This is a genomic window from Sinorhizobium terangae, assembly GCF_009601505.1.
GTDB classification, from domain to species: Bacteria; Pseudomonadota; Alphaproteobacteria; order Rhizobiales; family Rhizobiaceae; genus Sinorhizobium; species Sinorhizobium terangae.
The window spans coordinates 1-14,615 of sequence record NZ_WITC01000007.1 but is presented as its reverse complement, the minus strand read 5'-3'; the positions used below and the strand labels follow the sequence as shown (position 1 = coordinate 14,615).

General features: G+C 62.0%; 20 protein-coding genes and 1 other RNA gene. 6 read left to right on the top strand and 15 right to left on the bottom strand.

Translation table 11 applies throughout. The features are described 5' to 3' along the window. Positions 1-41 precede the first annotated feature (41 nt). The 9 genes from GHK62_RS00730 to GHK62_RS34000 all read right to left on the bottom strand — a co-directional run bounded on the left by GHK62_RS00730 (position 42) and on the right by GHK62_RS34000 (position 6,875). Complete coding sequence (locus tag GHK62_RS00730; protein WP_153436459.1) at positions 42-1,544, bottom strand: Do family serine endopeptidase; 1,503 nt, start codon at positions 1,542-1,544, stop codon at positions 42-44. Positions 1,545-1,779: 235 nt separating this feature from the next. Continuing rightward, complete coding sequence (locus GHK62_RS00725; RefSeq protein ID WP_153436458.1) at positions 1,780-2,166, bottom strand: ACT domain-containing protein; 387 nt, start codon at positions 2,164-2,166, stop codon at positions 1,780-1,782. 6 nt (positions 2,167-2,172) lie between these two features. After that, a complete protein-coding gene (locus tag GHK62_RS00720) occupies positions 2,173-2,358 on the bottom strand; it encodes a DUF2065 domain-containing protein (RefSeq protein WP_153436457.1) in 186 nt (61 codons plus the stop codon). Between the two features lie 7 nt (positions 2,359-2,365). Further along, complete coding sequence (gene hflC, locus GHK62_RS00715; RefSeq protein ID WP_153436456.1) at positions 2,366-3,298, bottom strand: protease modulator HflC; 933 nt, start codon at positions 3,296-3,298, stop codon at positions 2,366-2,368. Next, positions 3,295-4,380, bottom strand: coding sequence for an FtsH protease activity modulator HflK (hflK, locus tag GHK62_RS00710; RefSeq protein ID WP_153436455.1), 1,086 nt, complete (start codon positions 4,378-4,380; stop codon positions 3,295-3,297). The genes hflC and hflK overlap by 4 nt, the downstream gene beginning before the upstream one ends. 246 nt (positions 4,381-4,626) lie before the next feature. Next, complete coding sequence (locus GHK62_RS00705; RefSeq protein WP_153436454.1) at positions 4,627-5,175, bottom strand: dihydrofolate reductase; 549 nt, start codon at positions 5,173-5,175, stop codon at positions 4,627-4,629. Then, a complete protein-coding gene (locus tag GHK62_RS00700; RefSeq protein WP_153436453.1) occupies positions 5,168-5,773 on the bottom strand; it encodes a glutathione S-transferase in 606 nt (201 codons plus the stop codon). Before GHK62_RS00700 ends, GHK62_RS00705 begins: the two co-directional genes overlap by 8 nt. Positions 5,774-5,853: 80 nt before the next feature. Next, a complete protein-coding gene (locus GHK62_RS00695; RefSeq protein WP_153436452.1) occupies positions 5,854-6,648 on the bottom strand; it encodes a thymidylate synthase in 795 nt (264 codons plus the stop codon). Then, a complete protein-coding gene (locus GHK62_RS34000; RefSeq protein WP_210253343.1) occupies positions 6,615-6,875 on the bottom strand; it encodes a hypothetical protein in 261 nt (86 codons plus the stop codon). Before GHK62_RS34000 ends, GHK62_RS00695 begins: the two co-directional genes overlap by 34 nt. Here GHK62_RS34000 and GHK62_RS00690 point away from each other — a divergent pair. Then, positions 6,841-7,257, top strand: a complete 417-nt coding sequence (locus GHK62_RS00690; protein WP_153436451.1) for a gamma-glutamylcyclotransferase family protein — start codon at positions 6,841-6,843, stop codon at positions 7,255-7,257. The two genes, GHK62_RS34000 and GHK62_RS00690, sit on opposite strands and share 35 nt — an antisense overlap. Positions 7,258-7,259: 2 nt before the next feature. Here GHK62_RS00690 and GHK62_RS00685 read toward each other — a convergent pair whose 3' ends face one another. Genes GHK62_RS00685 through GHK62_RS00675 form a run of 3 tightly spaced genes read right to left on the bottom strand, consistent with a single transcriptional unit; the run spans position 7,260 to position 8,025 of the window. Continuing rightward, positions 7,260-7,517, bottom strand: a complete 258-nt coding sequence (locus GHK62_RS00685; RefSeq protein WP_153436450.1) for a hypothetical protein — start codon at positions 7,515-7,517, stop codon at positions 7,260-7,262. 47 nt (positions 7,518-7,564) lie between these two features. After that, on the bottom strand, positions 7,565-7,807 hold the full coding sequence (locus tag GHK62_RS00680) for a hypothetical protein (protein ID WP_153436449.1): 243 nt from the start codon (positions 7,805-7,807) through the stop codon (positions 7,565-7,567). An 11-nt stretch (positions 7,808-7,818) separates the two neighbouring features. Then, a complete protein-coding gene (locus GHK62_RS00675) occupies positions 7,819-8,025 on the bottom strand; it encodes a hypothetical protein (RefSeq protein WP_153436448.1) in 207 nt (68 codons plus the stop codon). Between the two features lie 221 nt (positions 8,026-8,246). Between GHK62_RS00675 and GHK62_RS00670 the strand changes: the two genes are divergently transcribed. Then, the gene (locus tag GHK62_RS00670) at positions 8,247-8,699 is read left to right on the top strand and encodes a DUF2267 domain-containing protein (RefSeq protein WP_153436447.1); all 453 of its coding nucleotides are present in this window, start codon (positions 8,247-8,249) and stop codon (positions 8,697-8,699) included. Between the two features lie 242 nt (positions 8,700-8,941). Here the strand turns inward: GHK62_RS00670 and GHK62_RS00665 are convergent, their stop codons facing one another. Beyond that, entirely contained in the window at positions 8,942-9,250 is a 309-nt protein-coding gene (locus GHK62_RS00665; protein ID WP_153436446.1) for a DUF2853 family protein, read from the bottom strand. A 150-nt stretch (positions 9,251-9,400) separates the two neighbouring features. Between GHK62_RS00665 and ssrA the strand changes: the two genes are divergently transcribed. The 4 genes from ssrA to GHK62_RS00645 all read left to right on the top strand — a co-directional run bounded on the left by ssrA (position 9,401) and on the right by GHK62_RS00645 (position 11,011). Further along, positions 9,401-9,763: a transfer-messenger RNA gene (gene ssrA, locus GHK62_RS00660) on the top strand. Between the two features lie 163 nt (positions 9,764-9,926). Continuing rightward, positions 9,927-10,439: an SspB family protein gene (locus tag GHK62_RS00655; RefSeq protein WP_153436506.1), complete on the top strand. Its 513-nt coding sequence runs from the start codon at positions 9,927-9,929 to the stop codon at positions 10,437-10,439. 16 nt (positions 10,440-10,455) lie between these two features. After that, a complete protein-coding gene (locus GHK62_RS00650) occupies positions 10,456-10,677 on the top strand; it encodes a DUF4169 family protein (protein ID WP_153436445.1) in 222 nt (73 codons plus the stop codon). 100 nt (positions 10,678-10,777) lie between these two features. After that, the gene (locus GHK62_RS00645) at positions 10,778-11,011 is read left to right on the top strand and encodes a ribbon-helix-helix domain-containing protein (RefSeq protein ID WP_153436444.1); all 234 of its coding nucleotides are present in this window, start codon (positions 10,778-10,780) and stop codon (positions 11,009-11,011) included. A gap of 103 nt (positions 11,012-11,114) precedes the next feature. Here GHK62_RS00645 and GHK62_RS00640 read toward each other — a convergent pair whose 3' ends face one another. Further along, positions 11,115-11,984: a GGDEF domain-containing protein gene (locus GHK62_RS00640; RefSeq protein ID WP_153436443.1), complete on the bottom strand. Its 870-nt coding sequence runs from the start codon at positions 11,982-11,984 to the stop codon at positions 11,115-11,117. A gap of 196 nt (positions 11,985-12,180) precedes the next feature. Further along, positions 12,181-14,615 (bottom strand): AsmA family protein (locus GHK62_RS00635; RefSeq protein ID WP_153436442.1); only part of this gene is annotated, 2,435 nt, incomplete at its 5' end.

The window sequence follows — 14,615 nt, the reverse complement described above, 5'->3', positions numbered from 1 at the left end:
AAGCCCTCGGAATGCTGCATGGAAAGGACGCGCGCCCGCCCCTATTCCATCTGCACGGTAACGAAGCGCAACTCGCCGGTCTTGTTGGCGATCATCAGAAGCGCGTTGCGGCGGCCATCGCCCTTTAGTTCCTCGATCCGCGCCGAAACGTCCTCCGGCGTGTCCATTGCCTCCTGGCCGACCTCGACGATCACGTCGCCGACTGCCACCCGGCGCTCGGCCGCGGCGGAATTCGGCTGGACCTCGGTGACCACGACGCCTTTGACGTCTTCGGCAATGCCGAAGCTCTTGCGGCGACCGGCGTCGAGCACTGCGAGCTTCATGCCGAGTACGGCGTCGGTTGCTGGCAGTTGGGCAGCGGGCGGCTCCGTGGGCTTTGCGCCCTCGCCGTTCTCGTTCGTCTGCACATTGGCAAGATGCTCGCCGTCCTCGAGCCGGCCAAGCGTGACGCGAACCGTCTGCTCCTTGCCGTCACGAATGATGACCACGTCGACCATCTTGCCGACAGGGCTCTCGCCGACCGCGCGCATCAGGTCACGGATCTCCGCGACATCGGTCCCATCGAAACGGGTAATGATATCGCCTGCCTTGATCTCGCCCTTGGCGATCGGACCGCCTTCGATGATACCGGAGACCAGCGCACCATGCGGCCTCTCCATCTTCAGGCTTTCGGCGATATCGTCGGTAACCGGCTGGATGCGAACGCCAAGCCAACCACGCCGGGTCTCGCCGAATTCCTTGAGCTGATTGACGACGTTCATCGCCAATTCCGTCGGTACGGCGAAGCCGATGCCAACCGACATGCCGGTCTGGGAGAGGATCGCGGTGTTGATGCCGATCACCTCGCCCCGCATGTTGAACAGCGGGCCGCCCGAATTGCCGCGGTTGATCGCCGCGTCGGTCTGGATGAAGCTGTCATAGGGACCGGCATTGATGTTGCGCCCGCGCGCCGAGACAACACCGACCGAAACGGACACACCGAGGCCGAACGGATTACCGACCACCATCACCCAATCACCGATCCGGATCTTACGCGAGTCTCCGAAGGAAACGGCCTTGAGCGGTTTTTTCGGCTCGACCTTCAGCACCGCCAGATCGGTCTTGGTGTCCATGCCAACCAACTTCGCCTTCAACTTGGACCCGTCCGAGAAGTTGATCTCGATGTCGTCGGCGTCCTGGATGACATGGTTGTTGGTAACGATGAAGCCGGTCGAATCGATAACGAAACCGGAGCCGAGCGAGTTGACCGTTCGCGGCCGGTTACCCTCGCCGCCCTGACCCTTGAAGAACTCATCGAAGAACTCCTGATGCGGCGAGCCTTCCGGCACTTGCGGCATCGGGGCGTCATCATCATCGCTTTTGACGTTCTGCGAAATGGAAATGTTGACCACCGCATCGAGCAGTCCCTCGGCAAGGTCGGCAACGGATGGCGGTCCGGCCGCCGGTTGCGACGTTGCCGTCTCGGCGAGCGCCGTGTTGTTCAGAAGCAGTGCCGTCGCGGCCGCAAGCACCAGGCCGCGGAAGAGTTGGGGTCGTGTCGACAAGTCACTAGGCTCCTATTATTCCTCTTTGACCACGCACCGGTCCCGCATTTGGCAAACCGGGACCACCGCGTGATCGATTCCCTTCACCTGCACGATACGCCGCTGCCGCGGCTTCGCACACAAGCGATCTTCCATTGAAGATACGGCGGAATTCCGGAGCGTCCAAACACGATTTCCTGATCCGCCCCACGAAGGCAGAGGGCCGACACCTGCGGCCAGCGCCACCTTCGCGCGTTCAGCCGGTGATCTCGTGCCCGTGTTCCTTCAACGCCTGCACCGCCTTTTCAAGGTTGGAGCCCGCGACGAAGACATAGTCGGTGCTGAAGGTCGAATTGGCGAATACGCCGACGCCGGCCGCGGAAAGCGGCCGCAGCACGGAAGACAGCACGCCCGGTACGTCGAAGCTGAAATGCTGCTCGATGCGGAAGCAGCGCCATCCAAGCGAGCTCTGCACGCTCGACGGCACGCGGGCGGCGCGACAGACCAGTGTCATTTCCTCGCGAGAGCTGGACACCGTCCAGAAACCCGGCCCCGGCAGCCACTCCGGTATCGCGGACCCGACATTCAGACGGGTAATGGCATATTCGGCATCGACCAGCCGGATCAGCAGTTTATGTGGCATTTCGCATTATCCTCGAACCAACCATACAAGTCCGACGCCAGCCGCCACCGAGAAGAGTCCAGCCAGTCGGAGCTGATGTTCCGGGACATACGGCAAACGCTTCGCCAATTCCACCAAAACCAAAGGGGCCAGTGCGTACACCAGCCCCTCGATGATCAGGAAGAAACCAAACCCAATCAGGAAATCGGACATCATCCGCTCAATCTGGTGTCGCAGGCGCCGCTGGCGCGGCCGGCGGCTGTGGCAGCGCCGCACCATCCGCACTGTTGAAATAGCGGAAGAATTCCGAATGCGGCGAGAGCACCACGGTTGTATCCGGGTTCCCGATGGACTGGGAATAGGCCGTCATCGAGCGGTAGAAGTCGAAGAAGCCGGGATCACGCGTGAAGGCGTCGGCAAAGATCCCGGCCCGCTCGGCTTCGCCCTCGCCTCGCAGGATTTCCGAATCACGCTGGGCTTCCGCCACGATCTCGACCACCTGGCGATCGGCGATCGCGCGGCGGCGCTGGCCTTCCTCGTTACCGCGTGCGCGGATCAGCTCGGCCTCGGCCAGACGTTCCGCCTTCATCCTCTCGAAGGTTTGCTGCGAAACCTCCTGCGTCAAGTCTGTCCGGCGGATGCGTACGTCCTCGATGTTGAGGCCGAGCGATTCTGCGTCCGTCTTGAGGTCCGTGCGCACCTCGCGCATCATCGACGCGCGTTCATCCGATAGGGCCGCCTCGAACCCCCTCAGGCCGTAGACACGGCGCAGCGACGCGTCGAGACGGGTCCTAAGCCGCGCCTCGGCCGACTCCCGGTCGCCCGAAACGGTCTCGCGGAAACGCCGGGCGTCGGCGATCCTGTAAACCACGAACGCATCCACCTCGTAGAACTTGCCGCCGGAGACCTGCACGCGGATGTTGTCGAGATCGAAGCGAAGCGCCTGGTCCTCGACAAATTGCACGCGATCGGCATCCATGAAGGCAAACGGAAGCTTGAAATAAAGGCCGGGCTCGGACTTGACGGCCCGGATCTCGCCGAAGCGTACGACGATCGCCTGTTGGCGCTCGTTGACCACGAAGACCGACGAGTAGATCACGACGAGCACTGCCGCGACGATGATCAGGATGATCGAACTGCGATTGTTTATCATTGGGTACCTCCCGACTGCGCGGGTCTGCCGATTTCATTGAGCGGCAGATAGGGCAGCACGCCCTGCCCGTTCTTCTCGTCGAGAATGACCTTCTTCGACTTTCGGAAAACATCCTGCATGGTTTCGAGATAAAGCCGCCGGCGCGTGACGTCCGGAGCCTTCGAATAGGCGTCATGGACCGAGATGAAGCGCTGTGCCTCACCCTGCGCCTCCTTGACGACGCGGTCCTTGTATGCGGCCGCCTCTTCGCGGATCTGCGCGCCCTGACCGCGCGCCTTGCCGAGCACCTGGTTGGCGTACTGGTTGGCTTCCTCGACGAAACGATCTTCGTCCTGTTCGGCGCGCTGCACCTCATCGAAGGCGTCGGCGACTTCACGCGGAGGCGCGGCATCCTCGATCGCGACGGTGTTCACCGAAACGCCGGCGCCGTAGCTGTCCATCGTCGCCTGAATCGTGTTCTTCACGTCGGCGGCGATTGCCTGGCGGTTGTCGCGGAAAATGTCTTGCGCCGGACGCCGGCCAACGACCTCGCGCATGGCGCTTTCGGCAACCTGCTGCAGCGTGTCGGACGGGTTCTCGACGTTGAAGAGGTAGGCCTTCGGGTCGGTCACCGAGAAGAGCACGGAGAACTGCACATTGACGATGTTCTGGTCGCCGGAGAGCATCAGCCCGGCATTGGACTGACCACTGGCGCGTCCGCCGATATTCTGCTGCTGTTCCGTGACCTTGACGAACTCGACGGTTTCGAGGGGCCAGAAGTGGTAGTGCAGGCCCGGCATCGAAATTTCTTCTTTCGGCCTGCCGAAGCGCATCTCGACGCCGCGTTCGTCCGGCTGGACCGTGTAGATCGAGTTGAGCAGGATGAAGCCAACGATCAAAAGGCCGACGATAACGAAGACGCCGCCGTTGAAGCCCCCTGGGACCACATTCTTCAATTGGTCCTGACCGCGCCGGATGATCTCTTCGAGATCTGGCGGGCCGCCTCTCCCGCCTCGTGGCCGATTGGGCCCCTGGCCCCACGGCCCTTGATTGCCGCCGCCGCCCCATGGGCCGCCGCCGCCATTCTGATTGCTCCAGGGCATCAAAACCTCTCTTCAAGAAAACTCTCTCGCCGACCGCCCGCAGGCACGAGCACGCGGTCACGATGTGAAACCGTTATAGGTATCACATGCATTGCTTTCAACGCGATACGGCCGACTTCACCGTAAATCGGTTAAAATAGTTGAGAGACGCGCTACACGAACAGGTGAGCGCTGCATGCGCGCCAAAAAGGCCTCGCATTTTTCTCATCTCGGTTTCTTTGCCTCACGCGGAATGCGGGCGGAAAATCATTCCGGTGTCTCCCGCCGGCGCCAGGTCACGAAATGCATCGCATGGCTGTCCTTCTCGCCGCGCGGCAGCTCTTCCTCGAACACTTTCTCGAAGACCGCCGGATCGATCGCCGGGAAGCGGGTGTCGCCGTCGACCTCCGCCTGCACCTCCGTCACGTGCAGCACGTCCGCGATGCCGATCGACTGGCGGTAGATCTCCCCGCCGCCGATAATGCAGATCTCGTTTGCGCCGATCGCCGCCGCGTGGCTGCGCGCCAACGCGAGCGCCGCCACTAGCGAGGGGGCGACCTCGGCACCCTGCGCCTCGAAATCGCGATTCCGGCTGATGACGATGTTCGGTCGCCCCGGCAGTGGGCGCCCGAGCGAGGTCCATGTCTTCCGTCCCATCACGACCGGCTTGCCGATCGTCAGCGCCTTGAAGCGCTTGAGATCGGTCGAGAGTCGCCACGGCAGGCCGCCCTCGCGGCCGATCACCCCGTTGGCCGCAACCGCGACGACGATCACGATCTTCGGTTCAGCGCTCGTTTCAGTCTTTGCTTCAGTCATGGAAACCACTCGGCTTGCTGTCGATCTCGCGCGCTCGCTGCAGGGCCGCCCGGTCGGTCGTGACGCGAATGTAGCGGTCGATCACCTCGCTTTCGGGCAGGATCTTGCGCATCCATTGCAGCGCGCTCGCCAGCAACAGATCGGCCGCGCTCATGGTCTCGCCGAGCAGAAAGGTCTGGCGACTGAGGACTCCGATCACATGGGTGCACATTTCACTGTAGAGCCTTGCCAGCGCCGGATTGTTGACGGTCACGCCGGAAATATGGGCAAGCGCCGTCGGCTCGATGACGCCGGCATAATAGGCGAGCCAGGAAAGATAAGCGCCGCGGTCGGGATGGCCCGGCGGCCGGCCAAGGCTGGCGTTCGGGTAAAGGTCGGTCAAATATTGCACGACGGCGGCCGACTCCCAGATCACCGCGCCGTTGTGCAGAAGTGCCGGCACCTGCTTGTGGGGATGTGGATTATTCTCGTCCGGACCGCCCGAGCCGTCCCAGCGGCGGATGTTGACGTAGCGGATCTCGTATTCGGCCCCGATTTCCTCGAGCAGCCAGATGATGCGCGACGAGCGCGACAGTGGCGCATGGATGAGTGTCAGCATCGAACCCTCCCTGTTACGCCGGCTCGCGGCGCTTTTTCCCGGCCGCGCGGGTCCCAAGAACGCGGAAGGAAGCTACCAACCTAGACCGCGACCGGCGCTTTGATATGTGAATCAGCTTCGTAGCCGACGAGCGTAAAGTCTTCGAATTTAAAGGAAAATATATCCTTCACCGCCGGATTGATGCGCATTTCCGGCAGCTTCTTCGGCGTTCGCGTCAGTTGCAGCCGCGCCTGTTCGAAGTGGTTGTGATAGATGTGGGCGTCACCGAGCGTGTGGACGAAATCGCCGGGCTTCAGCCCCGTCACCTGCGCAACCATCAAAGTCAGCAGCGCATAGGAGGCGATATTGAACGGCACGCCGAGGAAGATGTCGGCCGAGCGCTGGTAAAGCTGGCAGGAGAGCTTGCCGTCCGCCACGTAGAACTGGAACAGGCAATGGCAGGGCGGCAGCGCCATCTCGTCGACCAGCGCCGGATTCCAGGCCGAAACGATATGGCGGCGGGAATTCGGATTGGTCTTCAGGCCCTCGATGAGTGCTGCGATCTGGTCGATGTGGCCACCTTCGGGTGTCGGCCAGGAGCGCCACTGATAACCATAGACCGGCCCCAGTTCGCCGCTCTCGTCGGCCCACTCGTCCCAGATGCTGACGCCGTTTTCCTTGAGGTAGGCGATATTCGTCTCGCCTTTGAGGAACCACAGCAGTTCATGGATGATCGAGCGCAGGTGCAGCTTCTTGGTGGTCAGCACCGGGAAGCCCTGCGACAGGTCGAAGCGCATCTGGTAACCGAAAACCGAACGCGTACCCGTTCCCGTCCGGTCGCCGCGGTCGGTTCCCGTTGTAATCACATGTTCGAGGAGATCGAGATATTGCCGCATGCTTTTTCGCCGACGATTCGTTCGCTTCGCCCAAAATAGGACGAAGCCACCGGCGAACCAATGGCTGGTGCACGTTTTCCCGCAATTTGATGCCGCGACAGCGCCTGTAGCGCTAAGCCATCGTGCTCAAGGAACGCGGCAGGCGCTGTCAGCGTTCTCGAACAACAAGCCCTGGCGAGGTTCAACCGCGTCATGTCCGAAACCACACTCGTCTTCGTCTTCGGCACGTTGAAGAGAGGCTTTCCCCTACACGGACGAGGCCTCGCTCGGGCACATTTTGTCGGGTTTTATCGGACAGCACGGAAATATCCGATGCTGATTGCCGGACCATGGTTCGCTCCAATGATGCTGGACGAACCAGGCGAGGGTCACCGTGTTAGGGGCGAGCTTTATGAGGTCGATCCCGACATGCTCGCCCGGATTGACCGGTTGGAGGCGGTAGGCCGGACGGGCAATTTTCGAAAGCAAATTCGCATTATGCCTGAGAGATTTGGGCCGAGCTGCGACGCATTTACCTACTTCAAAGCCAGGTTTTTGGCTTCCCCTGCCCACACCGAATATCTCGCTTCCTACAGCGACAGGCGTTTCGTCCCGCCGTGGCGGCGCTGAGGCTATTTCCTCCCGCGTCCCTGATCGTCCGACTCGGCACGCTCTTTCGCCGGACGCCGGTTTGCGGCGTGATCCTGGTATTGTTCGTTTCTCACCGCTCTTTCATCGAGACCGCGCGTATCGGAATGCTGCGCCTTGTCCCGATTGGAAAGAACGTCGTTCTCACCAAGAACACCACCTTTTACTTCAGTCTGTGCGCCGCTGCCTGAGCCCTTGCCTTTGTCCGGCTTTCCGACATGCTTGCGACTGGCGTGAGCCATGGTCCGTCTCCTTTCATTATCTGGGATGGCCGCGAAGGGTTTTCGCTTCAGCTCTTTGAACTCTGGTGGTGCCTGCTTTCCTGGTTCTTTCCGCGTGTCATGCTGCGGTCGTCTTCCTCGCGCGCATCGCTATGCTCGGTGTCAAGGCTGTCACCTTTTCGATAGGCTTTTCTCAGCGCCTTGGAGCGGTGTAGTTCCGCCTCGGCATCGAAATCCTTGCTCGCGTTGGACGTATCCTCGCGGCGCTGAAGCACGCGCTGTTGCTGTTCATGCGTCTTCCTGCCGACCATTGGCTTTCCTCCTATTTGTTCGTCCGACCGCGCTGGCGCGGGTTCGCCCCGCCCTGCGTGGTCGTGTCGTTCGCGACGTCGCCTTCTATGGTGTTGCCGCGCTTCAGCATCTCATAATCGGACGGTCCCCGGATGCCCTTGCTCCGGCCGATGCCGGGGTCCTGCTTGAGATCCTTGTCGTTGGGGTGCCGTGTCTTCGGGTGCTTGGAAGATGTCATCGGACTTCCTTCCATTTCTGCTGGCCGCGCCCAGGTACACCTTGGTCGGCGCCCGGGCATCTCCCTTGGCTAACCCGGCGCGCTCGCGATTGTTCCGAGGTCGACCGCATAGGAGTACGTCGGTCGCGCTTTTCTCGGCGGACGACGAAACAAATGCAGCCGCCTGGGGTTAGTCCTTTTGAGATCGATATTGAAGTTCGACCGACAAGAGAGGTGTGACCATGAGTGCGACAGGCCTCGATGTTTTCGACAAGACCCTGCAAACCACCAATATCTGGCTCGGCGAAATCATGGAGCATCACGGCCCGGACCGGAAAGTGGCGTGGCACATATTGAGTGTTGTGCTGCGGACGCTGCGCGACAAGCTTCCTCCCGAGGTGGCCGCGCACCTTGGCGCGGAACTGCCTCTGCTCGTGCGGGGCGCCTATTACGACCAATACCGTCCCAACCATCGCCCCGAAAAGGCGACGCGGTCGCTCGACGACTTTCTCGAGTGCGTCGCGGACGGAATGAAACCCGGCCGCCCGGTCAATCCTGCTGAAGCCACCAAATCGGTGTTTCAGGTTCTTGCACGGCATGTCGACCTCGGCCAATCGGCAAAGGTGCGCGATACCTTATCGAAGGAAATCCGCGCCTTGTGGCCCGACAGCGTCGGCACCAAGGAAGACACATAACACCGTCCGGACTGTCTCCGCCCTTCGACCCGCATGCGGCAGCACACTACACCGCCGCGCATCTTGTCAGACACGCTACGGACGCAGCAGCACTTTAAATTGCTGCATGTTTTTGGCCTCGGATGCGATTCAAGGAAACATGCAGGAGTGATCCCGGACTGCACGGCCGGGGTCGCTGAGTGACGGCGATCTTTGCGCGTCTGAAAGCCGTGCCTTCCCGAATCCGGGAGATCTGCGGTGGATCAGAGCGCCTGGAGCTTGCCGAGGTTCTTGGCTACCAGATAGTAAAACGTCACGCGCGACTTCGAGCGGTCGTCCGCCATCGCCTTGGCCGTGGCTGCGATTGCTGCATCCGCATCCGCGCCGCCGACGCCGAGCTTCTTCTCGCACCACTTTTCCTTGACGCGCTCGAGTTCCTTCGGGTCGGAGGCCGAAACGAGGGCGGAGTCCTTGTTGCGAAGGGCGATGCCGAGATGGCGCACGATCTTGTTGACAACTGCTTCGTCGGCGCCGCTGTCGTATTTCTGCACGTCTGCGAGATAGTCAGTCATGATGCCTCCAGTTTGCACTTGCTCCCATGCTGCCGCCCTCCTCGCGAAACGCGTGCAGCCGCAGGAGTTTTTCACGCTCATCGGGTAAGTCAAGGCGTTTCCGTGCGCGCGGCACACTGGATAATATATCCGTCACATTTCGCTTGACCGCCCCTTTTCTTGGGCGGCGGAAACACCTATATCACGTGTGCCGTCTTCGGGCGGCTATGGCAATAAACGGGCGATGAAATAAACCCATTGGACCCGGGGGCGGTACCCGGCGCCTCCACCAAAAACCGGCCTGGAAATGCGGACCGGCTTTTGATGGGGGCGAAATAGGATCGACAAGGGCGTAAAGATCGACTTTTTGCTCGGCATTGTACCACCGTTATCGGGCTAAACTTATAGTTGCAAACGACAACTATGCTGAAGCACGTCTCGCTGCCTAACGGCGGTGCGGCACTTCAAATCAAGCCCTTCCGGGTAGCACCGTAAGGCGGGGTCCGAAGGCACCTGGCAACAGAAGCCTTCACCTTCTCCCCTGTCGCGAAATGGTCTATAGATGCTTGATAATTGACTCGTCATAAGCGGACGGGGCAAAGGAGTGTCCGTAGAGCGCTGCACGCCGCTTTGGCGCGCAAGGTCGCTGCGGCGCTTTAACATGCAGCAGTTGAGTTCGAAGGAAGACGGGGATCATATGGGCCAGGACCACATACGCTACGACATTCTGGCGCAGGACGCGCTTCGAGGCGTCATTCGCAAGGTGCTGGCCGAAGTCGCAGCCACGGGTCATTTGCCCGGCGATCACCACTTCTTCATCACGTTTCTGACCGGCGCCCCCGGCGTGCGCATCTCGCAGCACCTGAAGGCGAAGTACCCCGAGCAGATGACAATCGTCGTGCAGCATCAGTTCTGGGACCTGAAGGTCACCGAGGCGGCTTTCGAGATCGGCCTTTCCTTCTCCGACACGCCGGAGAAACTGGTGATCCCCTTCAACGCCGTCCGGGGCTTCTACGACCCGTCGGTCAATTTCGAGCTGGAGTTCGACGTTGCCGCCAGCGAGGAGGAAGAGGATTCGGCAGAGATCACCGCTTACCCGGCCGGCGAAGATGGCGACGAACCTGCCGAAAAGAGCGCGGAAAAATCGGGCGAACCGAAAAATGGCGGTGGCTCGGTCGTCTCGCTCGACGCGTTCCGCAAGAAGAACTGAACGATATGGAGGCGTGATGGCCGGCGACGTCGTCAACCTGCGCCAGTTCCGCAAGAAGCAGGCCCGCACGGAAAAAGAAAGGCAGGCCGAGCAGAACCGCATCTCCTTCGGCCGCACCAAGGCGGAGAAGTCGCTTACCCGCGCCCTGAACGAGAAAGCTTCCAAGACGCTTGACCAGGGCCGGCTGGCAACGCCCGCACACTCAGCGGACGGTGCCCCAGACGGGGAGAAGGCGTGACAAGCCGCGTCGTCTGCAATCCCGAAAAACGATTCCGCCACCAAGATTTGCGCCAGGTTCCGGAATCGGACTGCCAACGCCTTGAATCGGCTTGTGAGCGATGACGATCGTCAAGCACTCTGCCACTCTGCACGGCCATCGAACGAGTATCACGCTCGAAGAGCCGTTCTGGCAGGAACTGAAATCTATCGCGCAAAGCCGTGCCATGCCGCTCGCCCGGCTGATCGCCGAAGTCGACGACGGGCGCAACCCTGGCGGAAACCTCTCCTCGGCGCTGCGCGTCTACGTTCTCGCCTGGGTAAAATCACACGCCAGCGCAACCGAAACGCCCTGAGGTCGCAACCGCGCCGTGCCTCTTGTAAAAACGCACAACAATCGCCGCATCGTGCTGAGTTGGTGAATGTTGTTTCGATGAAGCGGCGGTCCACGCCTGGAAGTCAGCGTCCTGCCAACCGCGATGCCTGGCTGTCGATTATCGTGTCGACCCCATCTGCCTGGAGTACCGCGAAACCGCGGCGCAATTGCTCGGCCATGGCGCGTATGTCGCGGGGCGAGTGCTCCATCATCGAAACGCAGTTCCGCCCCGCTCCCTTGGCGAGATAGAGCTGGTCGTCGGCGATCCTGAAAATGTCCTCGTACACTGCCGGATAGGTGAAGAGGGCAATTCCGATGCTGACGGTAACCGCATCCGCACGGCCGCCTTCCCGCCCCCGATCCTCGGCGACTTCGAGGCGGATGCGCTCCGCCAGTGCACCGGTCGCAGTCGCATCGGTCGACCGCACGAAAGCAGCGAATTCTTCACCACCGAGCCGCCCCACCACACCCGCTTCGCCTACCGCATCGCGCAGTACCGCCGCGATCGCGACGAGCGCCGCATCTCCGGCAAGGTGCCCGTGGCAATCGTTGATCTTCTTGAAATGATCGGCATCGAGGATCAGCAGCGCCGATGTACACGGAAATGGCGCGAGGTTCTGTTTCGCGAAGAAATCGATGACATCGGCCGTGAAAGCGCCCCGGTTCAGACAGCCCGTCAGCCCGTCATAGCGGCTCGCCTGGATAAGCAGCCGGTTGGTCAGTGCCAGTTGCTGTATCTTGACGCCGATCAAGGCAAAGAGCGGCACACCAAGAAGCACGGGAATGTAGAAGGCGAGGCTGAGTGTGGTGGCCAAGACCTCCGCGCCGAAGTGGGCCGTGCAACAATAGGTGATGAGCATCGCGATCGCCGTGCAGCCGGCGGTGCCACCGAGGGTACAGTTCCCGATCCAGATGACTGCGCGGCGATCTAGCCCCGGCCCAAGCGATTTCATTTCGCAACCCCAATTGTAGGCGCATTGTGCCTGAGGGATGCTAATGCGACTTCAAATGGACCAGTAAAATTCTAGGGGTTTTGACTGTTTCGGCGCCGAGCCGGAGGAAAACCGCCTCGCACTTTTCCTCATCCCAACTTGCCTGTTTGTCGCGGGATGCGGGCGGAAAACCGCTTAGCACTTTTCCTCATCCCGCTTATTGCACAGTGATGTCTGGCAGCATGTCGAAGTTCAGCGTCGGGCCGGCGTTTTCACCGGCCGCGTTGCCGCCGGACAGTGGATGGACATTTTGCGGGGGCGGGGGCGGTGCTGCGGGACTCCGCGGCGGGAGTTGCCGCAAGCGCAGGCGCAGTTCCTCGGCGGCGCGCCGTTCGGCCGCCGCGCGCGCCTCCGCCTCAGCTTTCATCCGCGCCGCCTCTGCGGCCGCGGCCTGGCGGTGGCGTTCCTCGGCGATTGCCCTCAGGCGCGCAACCTCGCGTTCGGCCGCGCGCGCCTTGTAAAGCGCCACTTCGCGGCGAAGCCGCTGCTTCTCAAGCACATTCGACTGCAGCGTTTCCACACGCCGCCGCTCGCGCTCGAAGGCCCTCAGCGACAGGAAATTCGAAAGGTCAGTGACGTCCACCGATACATCCGGTGCGTGCAGGGGTCCGCCAAAGCCGAGGCGTACGCGCGGCTCCGCACCAGCAAGCGCCTCTTCGCCCGGCCGGAACGTCAGGTCGATCACGCCATTCATGTGTTGTTCGGCAAGGTCGAACGCCGCTTCGCCGGTGAACGCGGCATTGCCATCGCCGGCTGTAACGCTCTGCGCCCTGGCGGTGCCGCCGGCAACGCTGAAAGGCACCTTGATTGCACCGACGACCGACTGACCGGTAAAGAGCACTTGTTCTGCTGCCTTGCGGATCGCGTCCGGCGAAATCTCCGTCTTCATGGCATCAGCGGCCGCCATCAGCGGCGACAGCGCCGCCGTGTTGATGCCGTTGAGCGTGACGCCGTTGAAGATCGCCGTTCCCGATCCGCTCGCCGAATGTGCCATCGCCCGGGGCGTCGCGCCTGAAGCCTCCATCGCTAAAGCCAGATCGAACCGGCCGGTCGCCACCGGACCGCCTTCGCGTGCCCACCCGGCAGCCGCAAGATCGCCGCCCTTGAGATCGAAGCGCGAGCGCAGGAAGCCCGAGCCGTTGGCATTGCCGACCTGCAGCCGCCCCTCGAGCTTGCCCCCGAGCCAATCACCGGTGGCGTCACTCAGCGCAAGCTCGTCGCCCTTCCATTCGAGTTTGCCGGCGAAGCCGGTAACAGGACCGTAGACACCCGGCCAGAAGCGCTTCGCCGTGACGTTCAACGCGACGTCGAATCCTGTCCAGGCCGGCTGCGCGACCGGCGCCATCGATAATCCGCCGATCGACGCGTCCTCGAATTGCCCGAGGATCCCCTCGCCGAGCCAGCCGAGGTCGAGCGTGTCGAGCGCCAACTCGCCGACGGCCTTGCCGGCGGTCTTGCGGTCGATCGCGAGAGCGCCGGAAAAGACATTCTGGTCGACCTTGCCTTCGATCGCCGAGAGCGCGACTTTTTCGGCATCGGTTGTGATGTCGGTCGACAGCGTCACCGGTAGTCCGCTGCCCATCTGCGGCAGCCCGATTCCCTGGAGAAGCAGAAACGGCTCCAGATCTTGCGTCTGCAGCGTCAGCTTCGCCTGCCCTTCAAGATAGTGGTCCCGGGCAAGATCGACGTCACCCTTGGCGGCGAGCGACGTTTTCTCGGTGGTGAAGGTCAGCGTGCCGTTCGCCTTGGAACCTTCCGTGCTCTGCAGCTTGACTGCCAGGATGCCGTTGGGATCCGCGTCGAACGGCAGCGGATCGAAGCCCGCCTGTCCGACGAGGACGACCGTCTGCGGATTTTCGAGCGTCGCCTCCAGCAGCATGCCCTTGCCGGTGAGCGCCTGGGCGACATCGGGCGCCTGGTAGCTTGCGGCAATCTTGCTGCCATTGGCGGTGCCGATCACCCCGAAGGTAACTGGTGCACTGCCTTCGTTGCTGCCGGCCGTCAGCGTCACGTCCAAGGCAGCGTCGGAATAGTAGGGGCCGGCCTTGATGAGCCGTTGCAGCGCCGGATGGGCGACTGTATGTCGGCCGATCATTTCGAGGAAGGGCGTCAGATCCTTGGCGGCGAGCTTCATCTTCGCCGAAAGCACCGGCTGGTCGAGGCCGCCGCTCATCCGGCCGGAGAGGGCAAGCTGGGCGCCCGAAAGCGAGCCGATCGCTACCCGCTCGGCCTGCAATTGGCCGTTCTTGAGCGTCAGCACCGCCTGCACATCACGCGCCTCCTCACCGAAAGCGGAAAATGCATCGGCGGAAAGATCGGCGGCGATCGCATGCTGCAGCAGCGTCCCGGTCGAGGCATCGCCGGCGACGAGACCGGCCAATGCCTGCAGCGCCTCCAGGTCGATGCGGTTGCCCTTGAGCTGCAGCGACAGGCTCGGCTGCTGCTCCGCGAAGGACTGGCGTTCGATCCGCCCCCGAAGCGTCGCAGGACCCGCCGCCACCTCAAGGCTCTCGAACTGCTGCAACGTGTCCGTCAGGTTGACAGTCGCGGCAAATCCGGCCGTCTTCAGCTTGCGGATCGCCGGGTCCACGG

What these genes read in the sequence shown, in the direction of transcription:
- GHK62_RS00665 (WP_153436446.1), bottom strand. Translation starts at nt 9,250, where the DNA reads ATGACTGACTATCTCGCAGACGTGCAGAAATACGACAGCGGCGCCGAC.
- GHK62_RS00725 (WP_153436458.1), bottom strand. Translation starts at nt 2,166, where the DNA reads ATGCCACATAAACTGCTGATCCGGCTGGTCGATGCCGAATATGCCATT.
- GHK62_RS00705 (WP_153436454.1), bottom strand. Translation starts at nt 5,175, where the DNA reads ATGACTGAAGCAAAGACTGAAACGAGCGCTGAACCGAAGATCGTGATC.
- GHK62_RS00675 (WP_153436448.1), bottom strand. Translation starts at nt 8,025, where the DNA reads ATGACATCTTCCAAGCACCCGAAGACACGGCACCCCAACGACAAGGAT.
- GHK62_RS00650 (WP_153436445.1), top strand. Translation starts at nt 10,456, where the DNA reads ATGGCCGGCGACGTCGTCAACCTGCGCCAGTTCCGCAAGAAGCAGGCC.
- GHK62_RS00695 (WP_153436452.1), bottom strand. Translation starts at nt 6,648, where the DNA reads ATGCGGCAATATCTCGATCTCCTCGAACATGTGATTACAACGGGAACC.
- GHK62_RS00690 (WP_153436451.1), top strand. Translation starts at nt 6,841, where the DNA reads ATGTCCGAAACCACACTCGTCTTCGTCTTCGGCACGTTGAAGAGAGGC.
- GHK62_RS00700 (WP_153436453.1), bottom strand. Translation starts at nt 5,773, where the DNA reads ATGCTGACACTCATCCATGCGCCACTGTCGCGCTCGTCGCGCATCATC.
- GHK62_RS00645 (WP_153436444.1), top strand. Translation starts at nt 10,778, where the DNA reads ATGACGATCGTCAAGCACTCTGCCACTCTGCACGGCCATCGAACGAGT.
- hflC (WP_153436456.1), bottom strand. Translation starts at nt 3,298, where the DNA reads ATGATAAACAATCGCAGTTCGATCATCCTGATCATCGTCGCGGCAGTG.
- GHK62_RS00655 (WP_153436506.1), top strand. Translation starts at nt 9,927, where the DNA reads ATGGGCCAGGACCACATACGCTACGACATTCTGGCGCAGGACGCGCTT.
- GHK62_RS00685 (WP_153436450.1), bottom strand. Translation starts at nt 7,517, where the DNA reads ATGGCTCACGCCAGTCGCAAGCATGTCGGAAAGCCGGACAAAGGCAAG.
- hflK (WP_153436455.1), bottom strand. Translation starts at nt 4,380, where the DNA reads ATGCCCTGGAGCAATCAGAATGGCGGCGGCGGCCCATGGGGCGGCGGC.
- GHK62_RS00670 (WP_153436447.1), top strand. Translation starts at nt 8,247, where the DNA reads ATGAGTGCGACAGGCCTCGATGTTTTCGACAAGACCCTGCAAACCACC.
- GHK62_RS00720 (WP_153436457.1), bottom strand. Translation starts at nt 2,358, where the DNA reads ATGTCCGATTTCCTGATTGGGTTTGGTTTCTTCCTGATCATCGAGGGG.
- GHK62_RS00640 (WP_153436443.1), bottom strand. Translation starts at nt 11,984, where the DNA reads ATGAAATCGCTTGGGCCGGGGCTAGATCGCCGCGCAGTCATCTGGATC.
- GHK62_RS00680 (WP_153436449.1), bottom strand. Translation starts at nt 7,807, where the DNA reads ATGGTCGGCAGGAAGACGCATGAACAGCAACAGCGCGTGCTTCAGCGC.